Here is a 25,561-nt window from a genome sequence, read left to right on the forward strand (position 1 = left end):
GGATTAACTCATGGCATGACAATCAAGGTATTATCCTCTCGCCGCAACACATAAACCGTTTGGTTAGGTGCGATCGCAAGATGCGGATCGGCACAACAGGCTTGCCAAGAGGAACCCTCATACATGACTCGTCCCGTTTCTCCCGGTAAGATCTCGGTTAACACCTGGGCTTGAGTTGCCTCTGGGATAGTATATTTAGGACGCCGAATCAATATCGGGCGCAACCAGATGGCAAATGCAAAGGATAATCCCATCCAATACATCACCTGCAAACTAAAGCCGTCATACATCAGGAATTGCCACTCAAACCCCAGTGCGATCGCGCCCTGCCATACAATAAATGAGACAAGTAGCGCACCTACACCCATCATTAGGGCAATAAACCGGAATCGCTTCGCCCAAGATTTGGGGATAAAGAATTCAACTAGGCAAAGTAGAACACCTGTAATCAGCCAAAATATAGGGGGAGTAATCCGAAAGGTTGATTGAGTCGTCGCCTGTGCCAAAACTTGGGATAACACATGAATGTCCTCGTGAACTCAGTTAATTGCAAGGGTTTTCTCTTGCTAATTTCTATTAAATCCGGTGGTGATTTGAGTTCGTGATGGAGTTGTTCGAGTTCTTATCGACTTCTCATCGACTTCTGAGTCATTTGTCCTATGTCATACTCGCGCAAGCGAGAAGCAAGCTACGTCATTTGTCATTTGTCATTATTTAACCGTTAAGGAGGTAAAGACTCGTAGGGTGCGTTAGCGTAGCGTAACGCACCTTTACCCCTGGATCAAACTAAACGATATGTCGAACATTTTTCTAAGACAGACACTAAACAATGGTCATTACGCGAATATGACGAATCAGATGAGGCGATCTCGTTCTCCTCACTCGATTTTGAAATTTCTTTAACTGATGCGTATAACAAGGTTAAATTTGAACCAGAAAATGCTGAGTATGAATAATATAACACTAAGCATTGAGGGTAATACATTCACAAATTAACAATGGATAAAATTCTGTAGGGGCGGGTTTCACGACCACCTTTTGGGTTACACCCAGATGTAACTAAACCCGCCCCGAATCAGGGTTCTAGACTTACCGTAAAATGTTATATCATTAAGCCAATCCCCGCAGCAGTGATTGTACTAATAACTGAAAGTGAGTCGCTTCATGAGTTGCCATAACCGAAATGCGAATCCGACTGGTGGGAACCGTGGGAGGACGAATCGCTGGGGCAAAAATACCTACCGTTTTTAGCCGTTGTGCCATGTTCAAAACATCTTTAACATTGGGAAATTGAAGGCACAGAATCGGAGATTCAGAGGGCAATAGATTCAGCTCCGGTAACTTTTGCTGAATCAAAGACTTGAGCATTTCTACATTCTGCCACAGTCGATCGCGACGTTGCGGTTCTGTTTGGACAATTTCAATCGCCGTTAATGCCGCCGCCGTATCAGCCGGAGATAATCCGGTGGTATAAATCCAGCTAGGGGCGCGATTTCTCAAGAAATCAATTAGAGTCGCTGAACCCGCAATATATCCCCCCAAACTCCCCAATGCTTTACTCAATGTTCCCATTTGAATTAAGGGGTGTTCTGTACAGCCAAAATGTTCTACACCGCCTGCACCTGTAACGCCTAAAACACCCGTGGCGTGGGCTTCATCTACTAATACCATGCTGCTAAATTGATCAGCGAGTAATAGAATGTCTGGCAACGGACATAAATCCCCATCCATACTAAAAACGCTATCGGTGGTGATAAGACAACGACGGTGATTGGGGCGATGGTGAACCAGTTGACGCTTTAAGTCTTCCATATTCCTATGGCTATAGTTGATTACCGTTGCACCACTTAAAATTGCCCCATTCTTGAGACTAGAGTGATTATATTGATCTGCCAGAATCAGATCTCGCTTCCCGACTAAAGCCGCGATCGCACCTAAATTCGCCAGATAACCCGAACTAAACACCAATGCATCTTCGGTTTGTTTCAGGGATGCGATCGCACTTTCCAATTCTCGATGCAATTCCCGATGTCCACTAAGTAACCGAGAACCAGTGCTACCTGTACCATAGTGCTGAGTTGCTATAATCGCGGCTTGAATTAAACGTTCATCTCCCGCCAATCCTAAATAATCATTACTAGCAAAATTAATGACTTCTTGCCCTTCCAGTTTTACCACCGCACCGGGGCGATTGTGCAGCGTTTGCACTGAACGATACCAGTTAGCTTTGTGGATAGTAGAAAGAGAGTCTTCTAACCAAGCATAAGGATTGGTTGTCATAAGTAGAAAGTTAACGGTTGAGATTAGGGAACAGGCAACAGAAAACAAACTGTTCGGCATTTAAAGCCTAATGTAAAAAATTACGAAATCCTTGCTTGTAGTGCGAGCATCTTGCTCGCTATCATTCCCAATTTAAATGCGTCTTAGCTTACTCGTTTTCCGTCACGCCAGTAGGGTGGGCATTGCCCACCAGCCTTAAGGATCGTGACATTCCACATAAGGTTGAGATTAGGGAACAGGCAACAGGTAACACACAATTTAAATGCGTCTTCGCTTACTCGTTTTCAGTAGCCGGATCAACTTTATCCTGTTGAGTTTCCCCATTTGTCACACTCTCAACCAAACCCATTTCAAAGGCAATTTCTGGTAAATCTTCAGCCTTATATTTTCCTGGTTGAAACATCTGTCCAGGGGTTAGACACATCTGTTTGAGTTCAACAACTTCAGTGGGAGCGAATAATCCTTTCCATCTTCTATTCTCAATACCCATCGCTGATAACTCCTACGGTTATAAAGAAGAAATCCTTGTAGTGCGAGCATCTTGCTCGCTACTAATACCCAATTTAAATGCGTGAAAGCTTATTCCAATATTTTAGCTATTTTAGCGGTACCACAACTGTATTTCATACTTGATTTATAAATTTTCTCTCACCCAAGCGCGAAACGCTTTCAACAGTGCAATTTCACCCATTGTTTTACTCTGCTGAATAAATCGGCTCATTGCACTCACAGATACCAAAGGAAAAGCCAAACTAGATTCATACTCAACATAGTGTCCTTCTACCCATTGATAAAATCGCAAAACTTGTCCATTATACCGCCAAATTTCAGGGACACCTAGCGCCGAGTAAATCCCCAACTTATCCACAGAACTGCTGGTAATATCAATTTCAATCGCTAAATCAGGCGGCGGATCAATTTCTAAATCAATGTCTTGCCGACCTCGAACAGCAGGCTCATTTTGGATATAATAACAATTATCTGGTTCTATCCCCCGCTTAACTATTTCTCGTTTCAGTGTTGTCGAACCAGCGCTTTTAATCTCAATATCTAACTCTTCAGCTAATGCAACAATAAAATTACCCAAATTAGCCTTAGGATTCTCATGGTCAAAACGAGGCGTCATAATTTCCAACGTGCCGCCGTCATAAGCAAACCGATACCCCCTGTCTTCACCCGTTTCTACCAATAACGCCTCAAAAGTTTGCCAACTAATATTGTCCAGAACAGTTCGTTGTTCAGCTAGAGTTGAGCTTATCAACATATCTATAATCTCAATTGAATAGCACTAACCTATTCTCCCAAAAAACCTCTGCGTCCCTCTGCGCTTACCTCTGCGTTCCTCTGCGTTAAAAAAATATAAATCCCTAACAACCAAAAACCGTAGGGTGGGCAATACCCACCCCACAACTCTACTCCATAACGCTTTTAAAAAAATCAATCGTCTCTTTCAAAGCCTGAACAAACACGTCAATCTCTTCCCGCGTATTGTAAAAATACAAACTCGCCCGCGCCGAACCCGTTACCTCTAAAATACGATGCAACGGTTGCGTACAATGATGACCCGAACGAATCGCCACCCCTTCATGGTCCAATAACGTAGACACATCACTCGCCGCCAATCCCTCCACATTAAAGGATACCAAAGCAGCCCTTCCTTTCCCCTCTGCAGTCGGTTGAGGACCATACAGGGTCAAATCAGGAACATCCCGTAACTGCTGAAACAGATACGCCGTCAATTCCTCCTCATAAGCATGGATTTTATCCATACCAATCCCCATTAAATAGTCTACCGCCGCACCCAGCGCGATCGCTTCCCCAATCGCAGGGGTTCCGGCTTCAAATTTGTGGGGCAATTCGGCGTAGGTGGAATAGTCGAGAAAGACTTCGGAAATCATCTCACCCCCACCCATAAACGGCGGCATTTCCAGCAGCACGTTTAACTTGCCATACAAAAAACCAATCCCAGTCGGCGCACACATTTTGTGACCTGATGCGACTAACCAGTCACAACCCATCGCCTGCACATCAATGGGTGTATGGGGGACAGATTGGCAAGCATCAATCAATACCTTAGCGCCATATTTATGTGCGATCGCACAAATCTCTTCAACTGGGTTAATACATCCCAACGTATTCGAGACATGGACAACACCAACTAACTTTGTCTGCTCAGAAATCAGAGACTTGAACTGTTCTAAATCAAACTCCTGAGTTTCCGTCAGTTCCACATACTTCAACACCGCCCCCGTCTTCTGAGCAATGATTTGCCAAGGAACAATATTGCTGTGATGTTCCATCACCGAGAGAATGATTTCATCCCCTGGCTGCAACGTATTTAATCCCCAGCTATACGCCACCAAGTTAATCGCTTCTGAGGCATTTCGGGTAAACACAATCTCATTCCGCGACGCCGCATTTATAAACGCCGCCACCTTATCCCGCGCTGACTCATACGCTTCTGTGGCGCGGACACTCAGCGCATGAGCGCCTCGGTGGACGTTGGCATTGTCCCTTTCATAGTAGTTTTGCAGCGCATTAAGCACCGCCAACGGCTTCTGAGAGGTGGCAGCACTGTCAAGATAAATTAACGGTTTATCGTGAACTTTCTCCTGCAAAATGGGAAAGTCAGAACGGACGATAGCAGCTAGGGTTTTTTCTTGGGTAATGGTCATTTGTCCTTTGTCATTTGTCCTTTGTCATTTGTCCTTTGTCATTTGTCATCTGTCATTTAGTCGGGGCGGGTTTATTTACATCTGGGTGTAACCAAAAAGATAGTAGTGAAACCATCCGTGTCAACTTAAGGTAAAAAACCAATGCTGGCAAGGTTTTAAGCTGTGTCTATTTACTGCTTGACATTTCCCCTCATCCCCTAACCCCAACTCCGGACCCCCCTTCCCCCTACCCCCCTCGTTCCCCCCTACAAGAGGGGGGATGACAGCGGATGCGGGAGCTTTTTTTGCACGGGAGAGGGGTTGAGCTTAAGTTGACACCAATGTAGTGAAACCCGCCCCTACACAATTTCCCCTATCTTCCCTATCTTCCCTATCTTCCCTATCTCCCCCATTCCCTAAATTGTTCTACACATCGCACATTGGGACAGTCTTTGCCGTAGTGAGTCCACCGAGATTCGCTGGAGAATCTCCGCGACAAAGGCATCAATTAACAGATTCCGGGCATTGGTTTCATTAAGTCCCCGACTTCGTAAATAGAACACATCCTCCGAGTCTAATTGACTCACTGTCGCACCGTGAGAACATTTTACTTGGTCTGCCGTAATTTCCAATTGCGGTTTGGTATTCACACGGGCTTTAGCTGAAAGCAATAAATTGCGATTCAATTGAGCCGCATTAGTAAATTGAGCCGCTTGCGGCACGAAAACCTTACCATTGAAGACGCCGTGCGCCCGGTCATCTATGATACATTTGTGCAACTGGTTGGTCATGCCATGAGGATGATTCAGTAGCACCGCACTGTGGGTATCGGCTACCTGTTCCCCACCAATCATGGTTAAACCCTTCAGTGTGGTTTCAGTCGCCTCACCGGTTTGCACGATTTCTAGATTATGTCGGGATAGTCTCGCCCCTAAACTAATCGCGTTACAGGTATAGCGGCTATTCCGGGCTTGGGTGACGGCTGTTTTACCAATGTGGAACCCATCAATCGCTTCTCGCTGATTCCGGGTATGGATAACCTGGGCGTCATCCTCAATCCAAATCTCCGTCACTTGGTTATTGAAATAAGGACGATTTACCGGAATATCAGGACATCCTTCTACATTCGCTGCGTAATGTTCAATCAGATTCACCACCGAACCCGCTTCAGCAACCACTAGACAGCGCGGTTGGCAAATGACAGGTACGTCGTTAGTGGTGGAAATAAACAGCAGATGAATCGGTGTTTCAACTACTTTGTTTTTGGGTATCCACACCACCGCCGCATCCGTGAGTCCCGATGTATTTAGGGCGGTGAAGACATCCGACGCCCCTTGTTGCTTGCCTAGATAATTGGGGATTCGTCCCTGATATGCCGCAGGTAAACCCGCCAAATTCCCCACATATACGCCTTCGGGTAATCCATGCACCGATGATAAATTTGGTGCATATACTCCATTGACGAAGACTAATCGACTATCTGGGGTTTCAGGTAGGATGAGGGAGGTTAGGTCTAAGTGTTGCAGGAACTGTTCAAAAAACGCCTCAACCCCTTGGAAATTCACCGCCAATAACGGTGACAAATCCGTAAACCGCCATTCTTCATCTCGACGGGTAGGAATCGCTAATTCTTCCACAATCGCCGCCGCTTGATCCCGCAGTTGCCCGATAGTGGCGTTTAATGGTCCTCCAACAAAGGGTTCATCTTGGCGACATTGGTCTAATAACGCCTTTAAATAGGAAATTTCCGGTTTTGCAGATAGTTGTATACTCATTAGGCAATCACCTCAGCCGCCGCTTCTTCTATTACCCAGTCATAACCACGGGATTCTAATTCTAATGCCAATTCCTTACCCCCGGTTTTGAGGATGCGCCCTCCTGCCATGACATGGACATAATCCGGTTCAATATAATTGAGCATCCGTTGGTAGTGGGTAATCAAAATCATGGCATTGTCGGAAGTTGCCAACTGACTCACCCCATTAGCGACAATCTTCAGTGCGTCAATATCCAAACCGGAATCCGTTTCATCGAGAATTGCCAGTTTAGGTTCTAACAGCGCCATTTGCAGAATCTCATTCCGCTTCTTCTCACCGCCAGAGAAGCCTTCATTTAAACTCCGTTCTAAAAAGCTGGGATTCATCTTGACAATTTCCAGCTTTTCTTCTATCAAATCCTCAAAGTCAAACGTATCAATTTCCTCTAATCCCTGATGCTTACGGCGGGAATTATAGGCGACGCGCAAGAAGTCTAAATTGCTGACACCAGGAATTTCTAAGGGATACTGAAATGCCAAAAATACGCCAGCTAATGCTCGTTCTTCGGGTTCGAGTTCCAGCAGATTTTGTCCTAGAAAGGTGATCTCGCCCCCTGTAACTTCATAGGCAGGATGTCCGGCTAACAGCTTAGAAAAGGTACTTTTGCCGGAGCCATTTTGTCCCATAATGGCGTGAATTTCTCCCGCCTTCACCTCCAGGTTTAAGCCTTTGAGGATTTGTTGTCCTTCAACCGTTGCCGTCAAATTGCGGACGGATAAAATTACGTCGCTATTTTCTCTAATCATTGCTCGTTACTACAGGGTTTTGCCAATTCTGATAGATGAGATGGGATGGGATGGGATGTTCCAGACGTATCATACTACGTCTCTACAATCGGGGCGGATGTAGGGTGCGTAGGGTGCGTTAGCGGAGCGTAACGCACCATTTCAAGCGTAACGCACCATTTCAAACGATAATTGTGAAAGACGCGCCATGGTACTTCTCCAATCCCTAACCCACGGCTCCTTCTAATTTCAGACTCAACAATTTATCGGCTTCAGCGGCAAATTCCATCGGCAGTTCGTTGAAAACATCCTGACAGAACCCACTGACAATCATGGAAACCGCGTCTTCTTCGGAGATTCCGCGTTGGGTAAAGTAGAAAAGCTGATCCTCGCCAATTTTCGAGGTTGAGGCTTCGTGTTCAACCTTCGCCAGGTTATTTTCAACTTGAATATAAGGGAACGTATTTGCCTCAGCAGTATCCCCAATCAACATGGAATCACACTGGGAATAATTCCGCGCCCCTTTTGCTTTCGGACTCACTTTCACTAAACCCCGATAGCTATTCTTAGAATTGCCAGCGGAAATCCCTTTAGAAATAATCGTGCTACGGGTATTTTTGCCAATATGCACCATTTTGGTTCCCGTGTCGGCTTGCTGCATATTATTGGTTAACGCCACGGAGTAAAACTCACCGACTGAGTTATCTCCGACTAGAACACAACTGGGATATTTCCAGGTAATCGCTGAACCCGTTTCTACCTGCGTCCAGGAAATCTTGGAGTTAACCCCTTTGCACAAACCGCGCTTGGTGACAAAGTTATAAATTCCACCTTTACCCTTTTCATCCCCTGCAAACCAGTTTTGTACGGTGGAATATTTAATATCGGCGTTATCTAGCGTGACGAGTTCGACAACGGCGGCGTGGAGTTGGTTGGTGTCGTACATGGGGGCGGTACACCCTTCTAAGTAACTCACCGAACTCCCTTCTTCAGCGACAATCAAGGTGCGCTCAAACTGTCCCGTGTCCCCAGCATTAATCCGGAAATAGGTAGACAATTCCATGGGACATTTGACGCCTTTGGGAATAAACACAAAGGAACCGTCACTAAACACCGCCGAGTTCAGAGCAGCAAAGTAATTATCGCCGACGGGAACCACACTACCCAGATATTTCTGTACTAATTCTGGGTGTTCTTGCAGCGCTTCGGAGATGGAACAGAAGATAACGCCAGATTCAGCTAATTTTTCTTTAAATGTGGTGGCGACGGAAACGCTATCGAAAATCGCATCTACAGCGACGTTAGACAGTCGCTTCTGTTCAGATAGGGGAATCCCCAGTTTTTCAAAGGTTTCCAGCAGGGCGGGATCAACGTCCTCTAGGCTGTTCAGCTTTTCCGTTTTCTTTTTCGGGGCGGAGTAGTAAATGATATCCTGATAGTTGATGGGCGGATAGTTAACGTGAGACCACGTCGGTTCCTCCATCTTCAACCATTGGCGATAGGCTTTGAGACGAAACTCCAGCATGAACTCCGGTTCGTTCTTCTTGGCAGAGATCAGGCGGACTACGTCTTCATTCAAGCCACGGGGAATGGTATCGGCTTCGATATCGGTGACAAAGCCGTACTTGTAGGGCTGGTTGACTAATTTTTTAACAGTAGCAGTCATTCGCTTGTGTATTCTCTCTTCGATTAATTAAGGATGGGAGGTGGTGAGTCTGTTGTTACCAGTTTTACAGGGTTCGGGCTGATTGCGGTAACGTTGCACTAGCTCTAGACTAAAACAACACCTTTGTTGTTTAACTCTATTGTAGGTTATATTAACAACTAAGATGTTGTCAAAGTCAACTACATTTCTTCTCTTGCCCTAACATAAGCGTGATTTCACCCCAAAAGCCGATGACCACCATTCAGCAATCTTCTACCAAGCAAGACATTTTGCAGTATTTACTCAAACAGGAGCAAGCGATCGCGCATTCATTAGCGGAAGCTCTGGAGATTAGTCCCCAAGCGATTCGCCGTCACCTGAAGGATTTGGAGGCTGAGGGACTGATTGAGTATCAATCGGTATCCATGGGGATGGGGCGTCCTCAACATGTTTACCGCTTGAGCAAAAAAGGACGCGATCGCTTCCCTAACCATTATGGTGAGTTTGCCGTGTCTTTGCTAGACACCCTGGAAGAAACCGTGGGTCGGGATCAGGTGAGTACCATCCTCCAGAAACAGTGGGAACGCAAAGCCCTGGAATACCGCCAGCTTTTGGGTCAAGGTTCATTAGCCGAACGAGTCGCCAAATTGGTAGAACTGCGCCAAAGTGAAGGATACATGGCGGAATGGTATCCGGTCGAATCCAGCGATGCTAGCGAGTCAACTCATAACCAGTTTATTTTCAGAGAACACAATTGTGCAATTTCCAACGTCGCTGAATCCTTTCCCAGCGTCTGCGGACATGAGTTAGAAATGTTTGCCGCTATCCTACCCGATTGTCAAGTCGAGCGCACCCACTGGATTAATCATGGAGAACATCAGTGTGGCTATTTGATTAAGGCGAAATAGTTTGTTATTCGTCATTGGTCATTGGTCATTGGTCATTGGTCATTTGTCATTTGTCATTTGTCATTTGTCATTTGTCATTTGTCATTTGTCATTTGTCATTGGTCATTGGTCATTTGTCATTGGTCATTTGTCATTGGTCATTTGTCATTGGTCATTGGTCATTTGTCATTGGTCATTTGTCATTGGTCATTGGTCATTTGTCATTTGAAAGAACCGTATAACCGTAGGGTGCGTTAGGCGTAACAACTCATATTTATTATCCTCCTAATGGGAATGTCGCCGTAACGCACCATGATTTGGGTCATTGGTCATTGGTCAGATAACTATAGTAAGTGGTCGGGGCGGGTTTACTTAAGTGATTGGTTTGGGTCAAAATTTTATAGGTAAAACCCGCCCCTACATCTTCCCCGGCTTCCCCTGCTCCCTCTGCTCCCTTATCTCCCCCATCTCCTCCACTTTACGTATGTCTCAACAACCAACAACACAATTTTTAAGTCCAGAGGAATCTGCTGCGGTAGATAAAGCTTTACTCGCATCCCATGAGAAGTTTTTAACCCGATTAACTATTTCATCCCTGCGCCTTTTAACCCATATTGCCCAAGACACAGGAGTGGCTGTGGAAGAGTTGACGCCTCAGCAGGTGATTGATTGGTTTGAAAACGATAGTAAGATTCGCCGTGAACAGGGATCGGATGCCGCGTTTTTGAAGTGGTGATTTCCCTGGCTTCTCTGAAATCCGATATAACCAAGCTGGATCAACGGGATTCGTCCTGTTGATTAATTTATTTTTAGAGAAAAATAGAGCTTTTTGTTTTAGTATTCGCACCTAATTTGTCAAGGTTCAGACAATAAATTTTGATAGAAGTTAACAAAACTAAATTTATTCAAAAAAATAAAATTAGTTCACTAAAAATTCATAGATTTAGCGGGTAAATTCATACGGATTTTACCTATTCGCTGGTGAAGGTTAATTATGATGGCGAGTAGACGAAACTCCTGCTTAGAGGTAATTCCGTGAAACTTCAATTAACTTTTTTACTATCAGTCGCCTTCGTCGCTGGTGTAGCGGCAAAAGCGCAAGCGGCGAATTTTTTTACCTATAATCCGAATGAGCAAGAAATTTATCACAGCACATTTGATAACGCAAATGATTGGCAGCTAAACAATACTACTGTCGCTCAGGGTGAACTTCAGGCTAATCCTGAGGCGAATTGGGCATCAGCCTACTACGATCTCTCATCGTTGAATCAATTGGATTTAGATGAGGGTGATATTGCTCTTTACTGGAGCGCTCGCACAGATCGAAGTAAGCCAGAACTGGGTAAGTTCTTTATGGAACTGAATGTTGCACCAACAGATACCCAGGAACCGCGCCAAATTAACTGGAATATCCGTCCTGTTTCTCCCCGTGATGGCAATTTCCGCAATTTACCCTATCTACTTTACGTTGATCCCGGATTTAATATTCCCCATGAGGTTGAGCAAGAACTGGTTGTTCCCGATCAATTTCCTGATACTGAAACCTATGAGAATTTCCGACTCACATTGAGTAAAACGGGAGTGGATACAGTTGAAGTCACGCCCTACTATTGGCTGAATGATAATTGGCAAGTGTTTTCAGCCAAAGACGGTTCAACGCTACCCATGAGCGTCAGTATTCAAGATAATCTGGTAGGTCAAGACTATTTTGAGTCTCTCAGCTTTCGGTTTCGCCAAAATCGGTCATATCTGGATGCGGTTGCCATTACTCGGATTCCCACCGATTCAGAACCCGTTGATATTCCAGAAGCGTCTACAACGTTAGGTTTATTCGCCATAGGTGCTTGGGGAATCCGTAAGTTTGTTCAAAAGCTGAATCGATAAGAAGAATTAACACGCTTCCTAGTGCAGATTTGGTATCACTGAGATTTTGTATCATTATCAATAAGCAAAATTGTCAAAAAATTGTAGGGTGCGTTAGCGAAGCGTAACGCACCATTTTTATGACTAAAGGAAACTTTTAAAATAAATTTTGGCTAATAACCATTTTCTAGGATGCGATCGCGACAGCTTTCCCTGCTAGCACTATCGCAGTTGTTGCTCGGTTAACACTGTATTAACCCAGACGCGCTCATCTGCTAACAATGGCGGTACGGGTTCTTGCGTATAATCGATTGCCAAATCATAACTGGCTTGCTCGTACACATTATTCAACAATACCTGTAAATCGACTACGGGTTCTGCATCGCCCGACTTCAATGGCAAGGGAAATGAGGGAATCGTATCGGGTAGATTAAAGGCATATAAATCAGCTTGAGGGCGACAGTCCCCTCGACTGACTAAAATTCGATAATGAGTTTGACCATTGCTATGATATACTGGCATGGGTTTTCCCTTACGCAGTAAATCAATTTCTACTAAATGAGTTGAGCTGCCGAAGATTTTATGGCGTTTAGTTTCATATTTATCGCGTCCTTCTCCAGAACGTTTATTAATCGGAGAGAGTATCTCAATAACAGTTACAACTTCACCCGTGGCGACTTCTCGGACTTCTAAATATCCTTGTTTAATTGTTTCCGGTACAGGAACTTGTACAGTCTTGGGTTGAGTTGGAGATGGGGCGACAGCAACATTACTCATCGGTTGTTTCGTTGTCGCCTGTGAACCTTTAACCGTTAAATCGGGAATACCCACGAGTAGGGATTGTTCGCCAGCGGTTTCATACAGACGCACCTCAACCGCCACTCTGTATTTTGGGCGCAATTGAGGAGAAAGTGACCTAGCTAATTCAACAATTAGCCAGTGATGGATTCCGGGCCAGATTTCTGGGTGTTCTAGGTAAGGGTTCATCCCCGGAAACGGGTTCGGCATAAATTTCCCTCCTTGGCGTTCGATTCTCGTTGCTTAAATTTTATCGTCGTTTTGCCTTAGCGCTGGAAATTCGCGGCATCAGACAGCTTATTTAAATGCGTGTTCGCTTAATAGGGATGAGCTTGTAGCCAAGCGGTAATCTGTGGGATTTGACTCACTGTACTTTTCAGCGTCTCTAGGTTTGGATAAGGCTGCAACAAATCCTTTGGCGGTTGATAGGGTCCATCTGGTTCTGGGATGTAGGCAAATGCAGTGGGATCATTCCATAATTTCCCCGTATGATCATATATACACAGAATGTCAAACACCGCGATATCTGCCCAGGTTAAGGATGAGCCAACCAGAAATGAAGAAGCTTGATTTTGAGTGATTAGTTGCTCAAGTTTCTCTAAGTGCATGGGTACAGATGTGGCAAAATACTCGTTTAATCGCTTCACCTTAACGGATGCGTCTCTCATTTTCATAATGAATTGACCTTGTTCCACCACCCGGTCAACATAACACCCATATAGTAGATCTTGGAGGTCTCTCCAGGCATCAACGATCATATCGGATAGGGCTGCCTGTAAATGGTCTATGGGATAAAGTCCTGCCTGTTTAGCGGCATAACGTGCGATCGCGCATGACTGACTGATTACGGTATCCCCCAGCTTCAGAATCGGTAGTTGACCAAAAGGAAGCTCCCCACTGGAGCGCATTTGCCCGTACTCTTCAAAGGAGAGTCTTTGATCGTCAAAGGGAACCTCGCCACAGGTGAAAATAAGGCGTGAAAGTTCGGCTCTACCTTTCCCTTGAAAATACACTAAAACAGGAACGTCTTTCATGATACTTTTTCAGTCCTTAGATTTGAATCAATTTGATGCATCGTCGGTGCGAGCTCGTTCCCCACCCAGTTGAATGGGAGAACCGAAGTAAGCCAGTAATCGACACATAATTTAAGTCATTGGTCATTGGTCATTGGTCAGGGTTCGTTTTCATTTAAGCGACGCATTCCTCCCAGTGTCATTAACCACCAATCACCATCGATTTGTTCCCAATATAACGGGGCTTGCCACTGTTGAGACTGTGCTGTTGTCCAACCTTCTGATACACCCAGGTTTGTAAATACAGATCGGGTTGTCCTTTGGGTTCCGCTTGATATTTATCTCCCCGTTCGGTTAATGTCCATTTTCCTTGTGTTTCTAAGTCCGTCATTTTGTCTTTAAAGTCACTGCTTTCGTAGAAGTTAGGGCGTAGGGTAAAAATAATGTATCCTTCGGGTTTAGTAACACGAATTAATTCATCAAACGAATGGCTCGGAGCATGTCCATAAGTAAATACGCCACAAGCTGTAACCGCATCAAAGGTAGCTGTGGGAAAGTCTAAGGGTTCGCCTAATATCATTTGGCGTAACTGGGTGTAGACATGCTTCTTTTGTGCCTCAGCCAGCATTCCTGGGGAAAGGTCAATTCCGACTAGGTTGTCATAGCCTTCCTTGTGCAGCCATTGACCCATTGTACCTGTGCCTGCGCCAGCATCTAAGATTAGGGCATTTTGGGGGACGTATTTAAGTGTGAGATCGACGATAGGTTCGCGGTTGGGACGACCAAAGGTTTCGGTTAAATCGCGTTCGTAGTCCTTTGCCCATTGGTTATAGCGATCGCGGAGTTGGCGATTATTTGGCGAACTATAAACCCACTGGATTTTATCTGACATAGTTATCTTGATTATCAACTTTTGGCTGAAAATACTTTCCAGCATTGGCACAAAAACAGATAACGTAGTGGAAGCGTTTCCCCTGAATAGTTACAAATTGTTTATTAATGATTAAGTCTAGTGTTTCGAGCATATTTATAACTTTATTGTTATTGTTTTTTCATAGAAAAGTTTTGAGTGGTTGGGCTAAACTATGAACCTGGGGTTCCATCATCATGGTGAAATGATTTCCGGGAACAATTTGAACATCTAAGGGTTGGGAACAAAGCTGACTCCAGCCCCAAGTTGGGTCTTGTTGCGTCATCACTTCATCCGGGAGAAAATTATCTCCTGGGTGAATTTCACTCGCTCGCAACAGGGTGATTGAGTTGGGATAAACCTGCGAGGGGACATATTGAGTCATGGCTTGCATATTGGCTTTATAAACCTGAAACAGTCGCCTCAATTCGATTTCGCTAAATACCTGTCCCACCTTTTTCAAAGCCAAGAGAAGCAGGTTAATTTGCTCATCCAAACTCAAAGAGTCAAGGAATGATGGTAGGTTTAAGTCTTGCTCTAGGGAGCTTTCAAACATCCTGGCAAGACTAATCATATATTTGCTGTCATGCCAATGAATGGCATCTTTTTCATGTTCGGCAACAGGTACTTGAATATCCATAATTGCCAGTAGAGAAACTTCCTGCCCTTGAGCCTGTAACTGGTTGGCGATTTCAAACGCCACTTTTCCCCCAAAGGAATGCCCAGCGAGAAAATAAGGACCATGGGGTTGTATCTCTTGGATGGATTTGATCTGGTGAGCGGCAATATCAGCCATATTGGTATAGGGTTCAATGTCTTCATCCAAACCCAGCGATCGCAACCCATAAAACGGTTGCTGATTTCCCAGATAACGGGCTAAGGGTTCCAGTTCAAACACATTGCCTAAAATTCCCGGCAGACAGAACAAGGGGGGTTTATTACCGTGAGGTTGAATCGCAACTAGGGTGGAGCAGTAGTCACTCTTACTGTTAGGTGAAGTTGGGGTTAACTCGGCTAAACCCAGAACCGCGATCGCGAGATAATCAACCAGGGCTTCTAAGGTTGGATAGTCAAACAGTAGAGTCGATCGTAAATTACATCCCAAACTCCTTTGTAGATAACTTCTTAACTCAATTGCCATCAACGAGTCTAACCCTAAATCAAACAACCGTTGCCCTACCTCAATCTTCTCCGGTTCCTTTAAGCCTAGAGTTTTCCCTACCAATCCTCGAACATGAGACGTGAGCCAATCTCGACGCGCTGATGCGGGGATTCGCTCCAACTCTAACTTGAATGACGGCGTTGATTCCTCCGGTGCAGCCGCAACATTTGACCTCAAATACTCATAGAAAGGCGGCACTTGTGGCAATCCACCCATCCATTTTGACCAATCGGTCATCGGTAGTACAGTAACTTGGGTGACATTTTCGGCGATTAATTTGCCCAGCACTTGAAACCCGTCTGAATCGGTAATCAAATCAATCCCTTGAGCCGCTAATCGCAACTGTTGCTCTTGGCTGAGTTGAGCCGCCATCCCCACGTCACTCCAAGCGCCCCAGTTTACACATAGAGCGGGTAGATTTAAGGCGCGACGGTAATGAGCCATTGTATCCAGGAATGTATTGGCAGCGATATAATTTCCTTGCCCCACCATTCCGGTAATGGATGCTGCTGAGGAGAAACAAATAAACAAGTCTAAGGGTACATCTTTGGTTAACTGATGTAAATTCCAGGAACCTGTCACTTTCGCCGCCATGACTGTTTCAAATCTTGCCCAGGATTGTTTTTGCAGCACCCCATCATCTAACACGCCAGCGGCGTGAATAATCCCGCGTAGGGGTTGGGGACAAGCGGCGATTAAGTGAGCCACATCCTCATACTGGGCGACATCGGCTTTCACCACCAAAATTTCTGCTCCCTTTTCCTCTAATTGGCGGATTTCTGCGCCGACTTCTGGTGAGTTTATGCCTCGGCGACTGGCTAAAACGATATGTTTGGCGCCTTCCTCAATTAGCCATTGAGCGGCTTTAATTCCTAAACCGCCTAACCCGCCAGTAATTAGATAACTGCCCTCGCCTCGAACTACGGTTGAAGATGGCGACGCTGACATGGATATGACAACTTTGCCAATATGTTTGGCGCCTGCCATATATCGGAAAGCATCAACAACATTTTCTAGGGAGAAGACTTTCATCGGTAAGGGTTTCAGGCTACCCTCGGCAAACCCGGATAAGAGGTGAGCAAACAGGGAAGGGAGTAAATCTGGGTTTTGCTGGTAGGCTTCTCCTAATTCAAAAGGAAAATAAGCGGCATCGGGGCGGAGTTGCTGAACTTTCTGATTATCCCAGATATCGATTTTACCGAGTTCGATAAATCGTCCATTCTCAGCCAGTATTTCAAAGCTTTTATCGATAAACTCTTTATTAAAGCTATTTAGGACAATAGTCACCCCTTGCCCATTGGTAAGTTGTTTAATCTCCTCCGCAAAGGCTAAGGTGCGGGAGTTCATTACATGATTAATTCCCATTGCCTTGAGAAACTCCCATTTTTTCTGACTCGCCGTGGCAAAAATTTCTGCTCCCGCCCGTTGCGCCAGTTGTACAGCGGCTTGCCCGACACCGCCTGCGGCAGAATGAATTAAAATGCTCTCACCTGCCTGAATCTTCCCTAACTCGTGCAGGGCATAGTCAGCGGTTAAAAAGGCAGCGGGAATCGCGGCGGCTTCTTCAAAACTGAACCCTTCCGGTTTGAGGGCAACCTGAGTCGCTGAGACGGTGACAAAACTCGCTAAACTTCCTGTCGCCAACGCCATCACGCGATCGCCTATCTGGAAATTAGAAACATTTTCCCCAACTGCAACAATTTCCCCAGCACATTCAAACCCAAAGGAAACCTCCCCAGGATGACTAATTCCTAATTCCTTTTCATAATACTCCCGCAGCATTCCCAGGGCATTGAGTACGTCTCGGAAATTTAACCCCGCCGCCCGCACTTGAATTTCTACTTCATCGGCTTCCGGTTGACGGCGCCTTAGGGGGGCTAACTCCAGATTGTCTAAGGTGCCGTAACTGTCAAGTTTTACCCGTACTGGAGTGGTGCTAGGATTGGCGCTGATTCGGGATTGAGGCTTAAATGGCTTAAGTCGGGGGACATAACGCACCCCTTGACGATAGCCGATTTGGTCTTCATTATCATCCTCAGCAAACAGTTCATCGAGTAGCGCTTCTACTGATGATGCCCTGTCTGCCGCCAATGGGTCCAAGTCTAAACGCTTACACTGTAATTCAGGATATTCTAGGGAAATAGCTTGACCTAACCCCCATAACGGTGCCTGGGAGACTTGCATGGGAGCCGAATCAATCGGTTTTGCCCCTTGAGTAACCAGCCATAAACGGGGGGATAGTTTCGCATTTGATAGGGCTTGCACCAGATGCAAGGCACTCCCCGTTTGTAGTGAGCGCTTTAGCGCCTCCGCCTCCATCTTACTTTTGACGGGATCTGGAAAACCTCTCTCCAAACCTCTCTCCTGAAAGGAGAGAGGCTTTGAATTCTCCCTAGGGGGCTGGGGGGTTAGGTTTGATATCGATTTTTCTAGATGGCGTGAAAAGTCAGCCCCTTCAATACTCCACACATGCACCACTCCCTGCCAAGAAAAGGGGTTATCTTTCAGCAGGCGTTGAAACTCTTGTGGATTTGCGGGATTAATTTGATAGTATCCGGCGACACCATCTGGTTTTGCTGCTAATTCTAATTGTTGATAATTATCACCGGGAATCACCAGGGTACAGGAATGTCCTTTTTCAAACAGACTCTGGGCTAAGGCTTCACCAATGCCATTCCCGTCGGCAAAGATTAACCAATTTCCGGGTTCACTCCCTTGAGGGCGAGGAATACCCTGACTCGGTTGCCAAACGACTTCGTATAGGTGATTCTCTAACTCTGAGCGGTGAGTGATGTTCCGTTGATTGGCACGTCGTAGGCATAAGCCAGAAACCAATGCCACCAAATTTCCCTGATCATCAAACAGGTGAACCTCTGCATTCAGGATTTCGCGATCGCGGTTTCTTCCTGGTTTCAGGGTGGCATAACTCCATAAATTCCGACGGGGAGGATGATAGAGTTGCAGATGGTCTAAAACCACGGGTAAATAGGTGCCCTCGGGTAAAATAGCGCCCAATAGATGCAGACTCGCATCCAGTACGGCTGGGTGTAAGGTATACTCATCCATTGCCTGCCAAACCCCGTCTGGCACCCGAATTCTGCCCAGAGCCACTCCATCCCCTTTCCAGAGTTGTTCTATGCCTTGAAAACTCGGACCAAACTCGATATCGTGCGATCGCCTGTTCGTAGTGGGCGCTTTAGCGCCTCCATTCCCCTCCCGTCTTTGATAAAATACTTCAGCGGATATCCCTTCCCGACATTGTTCCTGCCAAGCGGCTAAATTAAAGGGAATCGGTTGTCGTGCTGTCTGATTTCCCGCTGCCGACTTCCCGACTAAAACATCCCCAAAACCATGACGTATCCAAGTCGGATTTAGCGACATTTCCTGAGCCGACATCCGACTATAAATCTGGAACGAATAGATATCATTTCCTTTCGGCGTTAACACCAGTTGTAGAGTATTTGATTCCCCTTTCCCCGCCGCCAGCACCAGGGGCTGCTCAATAAACACCTCTTGCAACGTAATAACTTTACCGGGGAACATTGTTTTCCCTGCCGCTAACGCCATTTCTAAATAGGCAGTTAGGGGTAGAATCGCCTGCCCAAAAATGCGATGATCTGCCAAATAAGTCAAATTATGCCCATCTTGACTAATTTGGCATTGGAAGCGAATATCTGATGTTCCCGCCAAATCCAATCGTTCACCCAGTAAGGGATGGCTCGTAGTGGGCGCTTTAGCGCCTTTCTTTGGTTCAATCCAATAGCGTTGTCGTTGAAACGGATAAGTCGGCAGATGTTCGCGGCGACGCGGGTAATCGCGATCAAACCCTGCCCAATTCACCGATATCCCGTTCAGATACAGTTGTACCAAACTGCTTAACAGGGGTTGCCAATCGGTTTGGGATGGGCGCAAACTCGGCAACCACAACCCCTGATGTTCAGGTAAACACTGACGCCCCATTCCTAGTAAAACGGGTTTGGGTCCAATTTCGACGTATATCTCTACCCCCTGCTGTTCTAAACGCTTCATACTGGCGGCAAATTGCACCGGTTGTCGGATGTGACGCACCCAATACTCTGGAGTCGCTATCTCATTTTGCGCCACCGCTCCAGTAACATTACTGATTACCTTAATCTGGGGGGAAGAAAAGCTAACCTGTTGAGCAATCCTCTCAAATTCTGCCAACATGGGTGTCATTAACGGCGAATGAAACCCATGGGAAACGGTTAAGGGTTTCATTTTAATCCCCTCAACCGCTAAGGTTTCACAAATCTGATTAATCACATCCCGTTTCCCGGAAATTACCACACTTTCGCTGCCGTTAATCGCAGCAATGGAGACATCATTTTCATATCCTTCAATCGCGGCTTGCACCCGTTTCTCAGACGCCATCAGCGACACCATTGCCCCATCATCGGGTAAAGCCTGCATTAACTTCCCCCGGTGAGCAATTAAGTTCAACCCCTCTGCCAAACTAAACACCCCAGCCACACAAGCGGCGACATATTCCCCGACACTATGCCCCATTACCAGATCAGGTTCTATGCCCCAAGCTTTCCATACCTGAAATAGGGCATATTCTAGGGCAAATAAAGCGGGTTGAGTATAAGCGGTTTGATTTAACTGGGTTGCCGATGACTTGTCCCCATACAGTACCTCAAGTAAAGGGATTTCTAGTTGAGAACGGAGAATTTCATCGCACTGTGCCAGCGCCGCCCGAAATGTCGGTTGTGTCTCGTAGAGTTGGCGCCCCATATTCGGGTATTGAGATCCTTGCCCGGTAAACAAAAAGGCGATTTTACCGATTTTTTCCCCCGGAGTCTCCCGTCGGATCATGTCCCCAGAACCATCAACCAATTGTTCTCGAAGTTCGGCTTTTGATGCCACGATAACTGCCCACCGATGCTGAAATTGTTTCCGCCCCACGTTGGCGGTAAAACATATATCGGATAGTTCTACCTCTGGATGAGTATCCAGATAGGTGATATAGGCTTCTTTTAACTCCGACAAGGCTTTTTTAGTTTGAGCGGATAGGGTAAATATATGATAGGGACGTTCCCTATTTCCTATTTCCTGTTGCCTGTTGCCTGTTGCCTGTTGCCTATTCCCTATTCCCTGTTCCCTATTCCCCATCCCAGGCGCTTCTTCTAAAACGACATGAACATTGGTTCCCCCCATGCCAAAAGAACTTACCCCAGCACGGCGTGGCACATCCTTAGTTTCCCATTCCCGGCGCTGATCATTCACAAAAAATGGACTATTGGCAAAATCAATCCGGGGATTCGGTGTTTCAAAGTGCAAACTCGCCGGAATTACCCGATGTTTCAGTGCCAAAACCGTTTTAATTAACCCGGCAATTCCCGCTGCATTCGCCAAATGTCCGACATTGGTTTTCACCGAACCAATGGCACAAAACCCTTTGGCTGGAGTGGTTTCCCGAAAAGCCTGAGTCAGGGCGGTAATTTCAATTGGATCACCCAGGGGAGTACCCGTACCATGGGCTTCCACATAACTAATTGTATTCGCCTCAATTCCCGCCACAGTTAGGGCTTGGGCAATCACCGCCCCTTGCCCTTCTACCGAAGGGGCGGCATAACTCACCTTTAATGCCCCATCATTATTAATTGCCGAACCTTTAATCACCGCATCAATTTTATCCCCAGCCGCGATCGCATCCGCCAATCGTTTCAGCACCACGATGCCCACACCATTGCCAAATACGGTGCCAAGTGAGTGAGCATCAAAGGCGCGACAATGCCCATCGGGAGAAAATACGGCGCCTTGTTCATAAACATATCCCGTTTTTTGGGGCAAACGAATCGCCACCCCCCCAGCTAATGCCAGATCACATTCCCCATTCAGTAAACTCTGACAGGCACTATGCACCGCCACCAAGCCTGTCGAACAAGCGGTTTGAATAGTGACACTCGGTCCAGTTAAATTAAGTTTATAAGACACCCGCGTGGGCAGAAAATCTGGGGCTTGTCCGATTGTCATCTGCACATCGCTCACGGTTTCTAAGAAGGAGCGATTATTGCCATACCCTCGACTCAAACAAACATGATTGGTGAAGTACGTATTAATCCCGCTACCCGCATAAACCCCGATCGCGCCATGATAGGTTTCTGGATTATATCCGGCATCTTCTAAGGCTGTCACCGCACATTCTAAGAAAATCCGTTGTTGCGGATCAAGGATTTCCGCTTCTCTGGGAGAATAGCCGAAATATTCCCGATCAAATTGGTCAATATCTGCTAAAATTGCCCCCGCTTTCACATAGTGAGGATTTTGTCGCCACGTCGGATCAGCCGGCACCAATTCCTGATCAGAAAACCGGGAAATAGATTCCACCCCATCCAGCAAATTCTGCCAAAATGTTTGAATATCCTTTGCCCCTGGAAACCGCCCCGCCATACCAATAATTGCAATCTCCTGATTGTCTACCCCTCGCCTCATCCCTTGAGGGCGATGAAATGGGTTTTCTGATGGCGGCGTTTGGCTCAAGTGCTGGGCTAAACGGCGAATGGTGGGATACTGAAATAGGGCAACCACGGATAAATCTGAACCAAACCGTTCGACTAATTCTTTATGCACCTGAATCAGGAGTAAAGAATTGCCACCCAAGTCAAAAAAGTTATCATTAACGCCCACTGCATCTAACTGCAACACCTCTTGCCAAACCTGAGCAATCTCTTGCTCAATTTCGGTTCCCGGTAACACTAAATCCGTGGCTAATGCTGGGCGCGATCGCTCTGGCGCGGGTAACGCCTTTCTATCTATTTTCCCATTCGCATTCAGGGGCATTTTGTCCAGGATGACAAAAGCAGAGGGTATCATATAATCCGGCAACTGCTGTTGTAAATAGCGACGCAATTCCGGTTCTAATTTACGGGCAAGTTTTCCCTTCAGGGGATTATTGGTATAGTCTCTCCAGGATACACCTGTGGAGGAGCGGGAAACGCGATCGCCGAGGACATCGGTCAAGAAACCGGGTTTCTCGTCAGGATGACAACGCAATATCAACCTTTCACCCAAAGAAACCCGGTTTCTAGTAATAGAGTCTGTTTGTCGTTGCAGGAACACATCATAGCAATCTGCCGGGTCCTTTGACTGATTCACATAGACGGTATAGGGAAACACCTGACTTAATGCCCACCACGCTTCCGGTTCGATGCCCTTTCCTACCCCAGCCTGCAGGCGCGATCGCATCTCGCCCACCGTCACGGTTTCTGGGTTATTTTCTCTGAGCCATTCTACCAGTTTAATCTCTACCCCTAACCGAGGATTGGGAATCCTTTTAATGCCTAATCCTTCTGGCTGACTCTCCTCCATAATCTGCCGAATTTTGGGCAAACTCAACTCATCTTTTCCCCAATCCAACTCGGTAATTTCTGGAGTAGAACCCGTCTGGTTTTCAATATGCAGAACCACATCGTAGCGAAATCGGGTTAATTCGTTATGATATCGCCCCCGCTTAAGTTGAATTTCTACGTGACTGATGCGCTCTAACTGTTCTCCTAACGCCAAAAACAAGTCCGGATCAATCACCAATTCTTCTTCATTATCGATACTTTTTTGCCAGCGTTGCCGCAGTTGTTCTTGCGATAATTCCTGGGGCGATCGCGCCAATTGTACCGAGGCATGAAACGCTGCTAATAACGGCAAGCTGCGGATATCCCCGACAAAAATAAACCCCCCCGGTTTAACCACCCTTGTCGCCTTCTCCAGCACATCAATTAAATAATCCGCACTGGGAAAAAGCTGAATCACCGAATTAATAATCACCCCATCAAAAGACTTGGGATCTATCCCGGCAAAATTATCCGCCGCTCTCTGACATAACTCCACCTGTTCCCAATTTCCCGGCAACGTTGCCATTTGCCGCGTCACATAATCGAGGGCTTCTTGGGAAATATCCGTCCCTAAATACTTAGCACAGCTAGGCGCAATTCTAAACAAAAGCATCCCGGTGCCGCAACCAATTTCTAACACAGTTTTGGGATGATTTGAGCAAATGCGCTCAACAGTCGTTTCTACCCATTCGTGCATCTGTTGGGCAGGAATCGGTTGTCCTGTATAACTATCATTCCAACCGACAATATTAAAGGTTGGATCATCCTGATCCGGCTCCCTATCCCTTTCGCTGTAGATCGCATTATCCACCTCCTGCCATTGGGCAACCTGTTCCGCTTGCGCCTCTAAATCAGCCTCCTGATCACCGACAACATACGCCACCAACCGTTTATCTCCCGGCGTATCTTCCCTCGCCATAACCACCGTTTCTTTAACTTCAGGATGATGACTTAAAACTGCTTCAATTTCCCCCAATTCAATCCTAAACCCACGAACTTTTACCTGCTCATCGGTTCTCCCCAAAAATTCAATGGTATGATCGGGTAAGTATCTGCCTAAATCCCCAGTTTTGTAAAGTCGGGGAAATTGAGAGAATTCTTGTTCCTCCCCAAACGGGTTCTGAATAAATTTCTCCTCGGTTAAATCGGGACGATTTAAATAGCCTTTAGTGATGCCCGCTCCACCAATATAAATTTCTCCCGGCTGCCCCATCGCCACGGGGTTCAGATCGGGATCGAGTAAATAAATTTGGGTATTTTTAATTGGACGACCAATTGGCACTTTGATTAGCTCGGCTTTGGGTTCACATTTATAGACACTCGCCCAAACCGTTGCCTCAGTGGGACCATATTCGTTATAAAGAGACGTAGTGTTTAACTGTTGATAATGAAGGGGAATTAAATTATGAGGACAGGCTTCGCCGGCAACAATAACCACGCGCAAAGACGCCAATTCTTCCGGTGCTGATTGCTCTAAAAGTAAACGATATAACGAAGGCAAGCAAAGTAAATGAGAAATCCGCTGCTGCTGAATTAATTCCGTTAATCCCCTTGGCTCCTGGTGAAAATTAGGCGGCGGAATCACCAGCGTTCCCCCCGTACACAACGTCCAAAATATCCCCGCCACAGAGCTATCAAAAGCAAAGGAAGAAAGTAATAAATAAGCCGTTAATGGTTCCGGGTAATATTCAAGGCGAGCCGAGGTGGAATGAACCAGATTTTGGTGAGTAACTAACACCCCTTTAGGTTGCCCGGTTGAACCAGAGGTGTAAATAACATAAGCTAAGTTATCAGGTTTTGCCCGATGGCTGGGATTGCGAGCACTTCCCCGGAAAATCGTTTCCCCATCCGTATCGAAACAAACTAAATCGAAACAAACTAAACGTACCCCACAAGCCCCTTCGGGGCGGGTGTGGGGTGTGGGGTGTGGGGTGTAGGGGAGGAGACTACCCCCTACACCCTGCGCGAAGCGCACGTCACTTTGGGGAATCCGGTTTACCCATTTCTGTTGGGTTAACAGTACCGATGGCTGGGCATCTTGTACCATGAAAGCCAGACGTTGTTGAGGATAGGCAGGATCGAGGGGGAGATAGGCAGCCCCTGCCTTGAGAATGCCCAAAATTCCCACAACTATATCTAGCGATCGCTCCATGCAGATGCCCACCAGCATATCAGCGCCGACACCGAGAGAGTGCAAATAATCGGCGACTTGATTACTCCGAGCATTTAACTGCTGGTAAGTGAGTTGTTCGTTAGCAAACGCGATCGCGACAGCATCAGGAGTCTGCTGCACCTGCTCTTCAAACCACTGATGAACGCAGTGCTCCTGGCTCTTGTCAGTTTCAGGTTTTTTGGGCATAGTTCTGGCTGGCTATTGCCGTGAGCAATAAGGTTTGGCTTTGGTTCTAATTACAGCCTTCATGAATAAATTTCCACTATACAACGTTTCCGGGTT

Annotated in this window: 16 protein-coding genes; 4 read left to right on the plus strand and 12 right to left on the minus strand. The window is 46.2% G+C overall.

Annotation, left to right across the window (positions count from 1 at the left end; genetic code table 11):
- Positions 1 to 8 precede the first annotated feature (8 nt).
- From RIG27_RS31385 to sufB, 8 genes are all read right to left on the minus strand, one after another.
- Positions 9 to 521 (minus strand): NfeD family protein, encoded by a 513-nt coding sequence (locus tag RIG27_RS31385; protein ID WP_446350992.1) that lies wholly within the window; start codon positions 519 to 521, stop codon positions 9 to 11.
- A 589-nt stretch (positions 522 to 1,110) separates the two neighbouring features.
- A complete protein-coding gene (gene bioF / locus RIG27_RS31390; RefSeq protein WP_446350993.1) occupies positions 1,111 to 2,280 on the minus strand; it encodes an 8-amino-7-oxononanoate synthase in 1,170 nt (389 codons plus the stop codon).
- Positions 2,281 to 2,554: 274 nt separating this feature from the next.
- Complete coding sequence (locus RIG27_RS31395; protein WP_446350994.1) at positions 2,555 to 2,770, minus strand: hypothetical protein; 216 nt, start codon at positions 2,768 to 2,770, stop codon at positions 2,555 to 2,557.
- A 144-nt stretch (positions 2,771 to 2,914) separates the two neighbouring features.
- Entirely contained in the window at positions 2,915 to 3,544 is a 630-nt protein-coding gene (locus tag RIG27_RS31400) for a Uma2 family endonuclease (protein WP_446350995.1), read from the minus strand.
- A gap of 148 nt (positions 3,545 to 3,692) precedes the next feature.
- On the minus strand, positions 3,693 to 4,955 hold the full coding sequence (locus tag RIG27_RS31405) for a SufS family cysteine desulfurase (protein WP_446350996.1): 1,263 nt from the start codon (positions 4,953 to 4,955) through the stop codon (positions 3,693 to 3,695).
- A gap of 395 nt (positions 4,956 to 5,350) precedes the next feature.
- Positions 5,351 to 6,709: a Fe-S cluster assembly protein SufD gene (gene sufD, locus RIG27_RS31410; protein ID WP_446350997.1), complete on the minus strand. Its 1,359-nt coding sequence runs from the start codon at positions 6,707 to 6,709 to the stop codon at positions 5,351 to 5,353.
- Positions 6,709 to 7,497: a Fe-S cluster assembly ATPase SufC gene (gene sufC / locus RIG27_RS31415; protein ID WP_446350998.1), complete on the minus strand. Its 789-nt coding sequence runs from the start codon at positions 7,495 to 7,497 to the stop codon at positions 6,709 to 6,711. Before sufC ends, sufD begins: the two co-directional genes overlap by 1 nt.
- A 205-nt stretch (positions 7,498 to 7,702) precedes the next feature.
- Positions 7,703 to 9,142 (minus strand): Fe-S cluster assembly protein SufB, encoded by a 1,440-nt coding sequence (gene sufB, locus RIG27_RS31420; protein WP_446340064.1) that lies wholly within the window; start codon positions 9,140 to 9,142, stop codon positions 7,703 to 7,705.
- 230 nt (positions 9,143 to 9,372) lie between these two features.
- Here sufB and sufR point away from each other — a divergent pair, with 230 nt between their 5' ends.
- The 4 genes from sufR (at position 9,373) to RIG27_RS31440 (ending at position 11,892) form a co-directional block, all read left to right on the plus strand.
- Positions 9,373 to 10,029: an iron-sulfur cluster biosynthesis transcriptional regulator SufR gene (gene sufR, locus RIG27_RS31425; protein WP_446350999.1), complete on the plus strand. Its 657-nt coding sequence runs from the start codon at positions 9,373 to 9,375 to the stop codon at positions 10,027 to 10,029.
- A 1-nt stretch (position 10,030) separates the two neighbouring features.
- A complete protein-coding gene (locus tag RIG27_RS31430) occupies positions 10,031 to 10,237 on the plus strand; it encodes a hypothetical protein (protein WP_446351000.1) in 207 nt (68 codons plus the stop codon).
- 255 nt (positions 10,238 to 10,492) lie between these two features.
- Positions 10,493 to 10,744 (plus strand): hypothetical protein, encoded by a 252-nt coding sequence (locus RIG27_RS31435; protein WP_446340061.1) that lies wholly within the window; start codon positions 10,493 to 10,495, stop codon positions 10,742 to 10,744.
- 299 nt (positions 10,745 to 11,043) lie between these two features.
- Positions 11,044 to 11,892 (plus strand): hypothetical protein, encoded by an 849-nt coding sequence (locus tag RIG27_RS31440; RefSeq protein ID WP_446340060.1) that lies wholly within the window; start codon positions 11,044 to 11,046, stop codon positions 11,890 to 11,892.
- Between the two features lie 201 nt (positions 11,893 to 12,093).
- On the opposite strand, the gene RIG27_RS31445 is transcribed toward RIG27_RS31440, so the two are convergent.
- From RIG27_RS31445 to RIG27_RS31460, 4 genes are all read right to left on the minus strand, one after another.
- Positions 12,094 to 12,879, minus strand: coding sequence for a DUF4058 family protein (locus RIG27_RS31445; RefSeq protein WP_446351001.1), 786 nt, complete (start codon positions 12,877 to 12,879; stop codon positions 12,094 to 12,096).
- Between the two features lie 107 nt (positions 12,880 to 12,986).
- Entirely contained in the window at positions 12,987 to 13,703 is a 717-nt protein-coding gene (locus RIG27_RS31450; RefSeq protein WP_446351002.1) for a glutathione S-transferase family protein, read from the minus strand.
- A 181-nt stretch (positions 13,704 to 13,884) separates the two neighbouring features.
- On the minus strand, positions 13,885 to 14,574 hold the full coding sequence (locus RIG27_RS31455) for a class I SAM-dependent DNA methyltransferase (RefSeq protein WP_446351003.1): 690 nt from the start codon (positions 14,572 to 14,574) through the stop codon (positions 13,885 to 13,887).
- A gap of 160 nt (positions 14,575 to 14,734) precedes the next feature.
- The gene (locus RIG27_RS31460; RefSeq protein ID WP_446351004.1) at positions 14,735 to 25,465 is read right to left on the minus strand and encodes an amino acid adenylation domain-containing protein; all 10,731 of its coding nucleotides are present in this window, start codon (positions 25,463 to 25,465) and stop codon (positions 14,735 to 14,737) included.
- Between the last annotated feature and the right edge of the window lie 96 nt (positions 25,466 to 25,561).

It is taken from the genome of Coleofasciculus sp. F4-SAH-05 (genome assembly GCF_040222985.1).
GTDB classification, from domain to species: domain Bacteria; phylum Cyanobacteriota; class Cyanobacteriia; order Cyanobacteriales; family Coleofasciculaceae; genus Coleofasciculus; species Coleofasciculus chthonoplastes.

What these genes read in the sequence shown, in the direction of transcription:
- RIG27_RS31395 (WP_446350994.1), bottom strand. Translation starts at nt 2,770, where the DNA reads ATGGGTATTGAGAATAGAAGATGGAAAGGATTATTCGCTCCCACTGAA.
- sufB (WP_446340064.1), bottom strand. Translation starts at nt 9,142, where the DNA reads ATGACTGCTACTGTTAAAAAATTAGTCAACCAGCCCTACAAGTACGGC.
- bioF (WP_446350993.1), bottom strand. Translation starts at nt 2,280, where the DNA reads ATGACAACCAATCCTTATGCTTGGTTAGAAGACTCTCTTTCTACTATC.
- RIG27_RS31435 (WP_446340061.1), top strand. Translation starts at nt 10,493, where the DNA reads ATGTCTCAACAACCAACAACACAATTTTTAAGTCCAGAGGAATCTGCT.
- RIG27_RS31455 (WP_446351003.1), bottom strand. Translation starts at nt 14,574, where the DNA reads ATGTCAGATAAAATCCAGTGGGTTTATAGTTCGCCAAATAATCGCCAA.
- sufD (WP_446350997.1), bottom strand. Translation starts at nt 6,709, where the DNA reads ATGAGTATACAACTATCTGCAAAACCGGAAATTTCCTATTTAAAGGCG.
- RIG27_RS31460 (WP_446351004.1), bottom strand. Translation starts at nt 25,465, where the DNA reads ATGCCCAAAAAACCTGAAACTGACAAGAGCCAGGAGCACTGCGTTCAT.
- RIG27_RS31400 (WP_446350995.1), bottom strand. Translation starts at nt 3,544, where the DNA reads ATGTTGATAAGCTCAACTCTAGCTGAACAACGAACTGTTCTGGACAAT.
- RIG27_RS31450 (WP_446351002.1), bottom strand. Translation starts at nt 13,703, where the DNA reads ATGAAAGACGTTCCTGTTTTAGTGTATTTTCAAGGGAAAGGTAGAGCC.
- sufC (WP_446350998.1), bottom strand. Translation starts at nt 7,497, where the DNA reads ATGATTAGAGAAAATAGCGACGTAATTTTATCCGTCCGCAATTTGACG.
- RIG27_RS31445 (WP_446351001.1), bottom strand. Translation starts at nt 12,879, where the DNA reads ATGCCGAACCCGTTTCCGGGGATGAACCCTTACCTAGAACACCCAGAA.
- sufR (WP_446350999.1), top strand. Translation starts at nt 9,373, where the DNA reads ATGACCACCATTCAGCAATCTTCTACCAAGCAAGACATTTTGCAGTAT.
- RIG27_RS31405 (WP_446350996.1), bottom strand. Translation starts at nt 4,955, where the DNA reads ATGACCATTACCCAAGAAAAAACCCTAGCTGCTATCGTCCGTTCTGAC.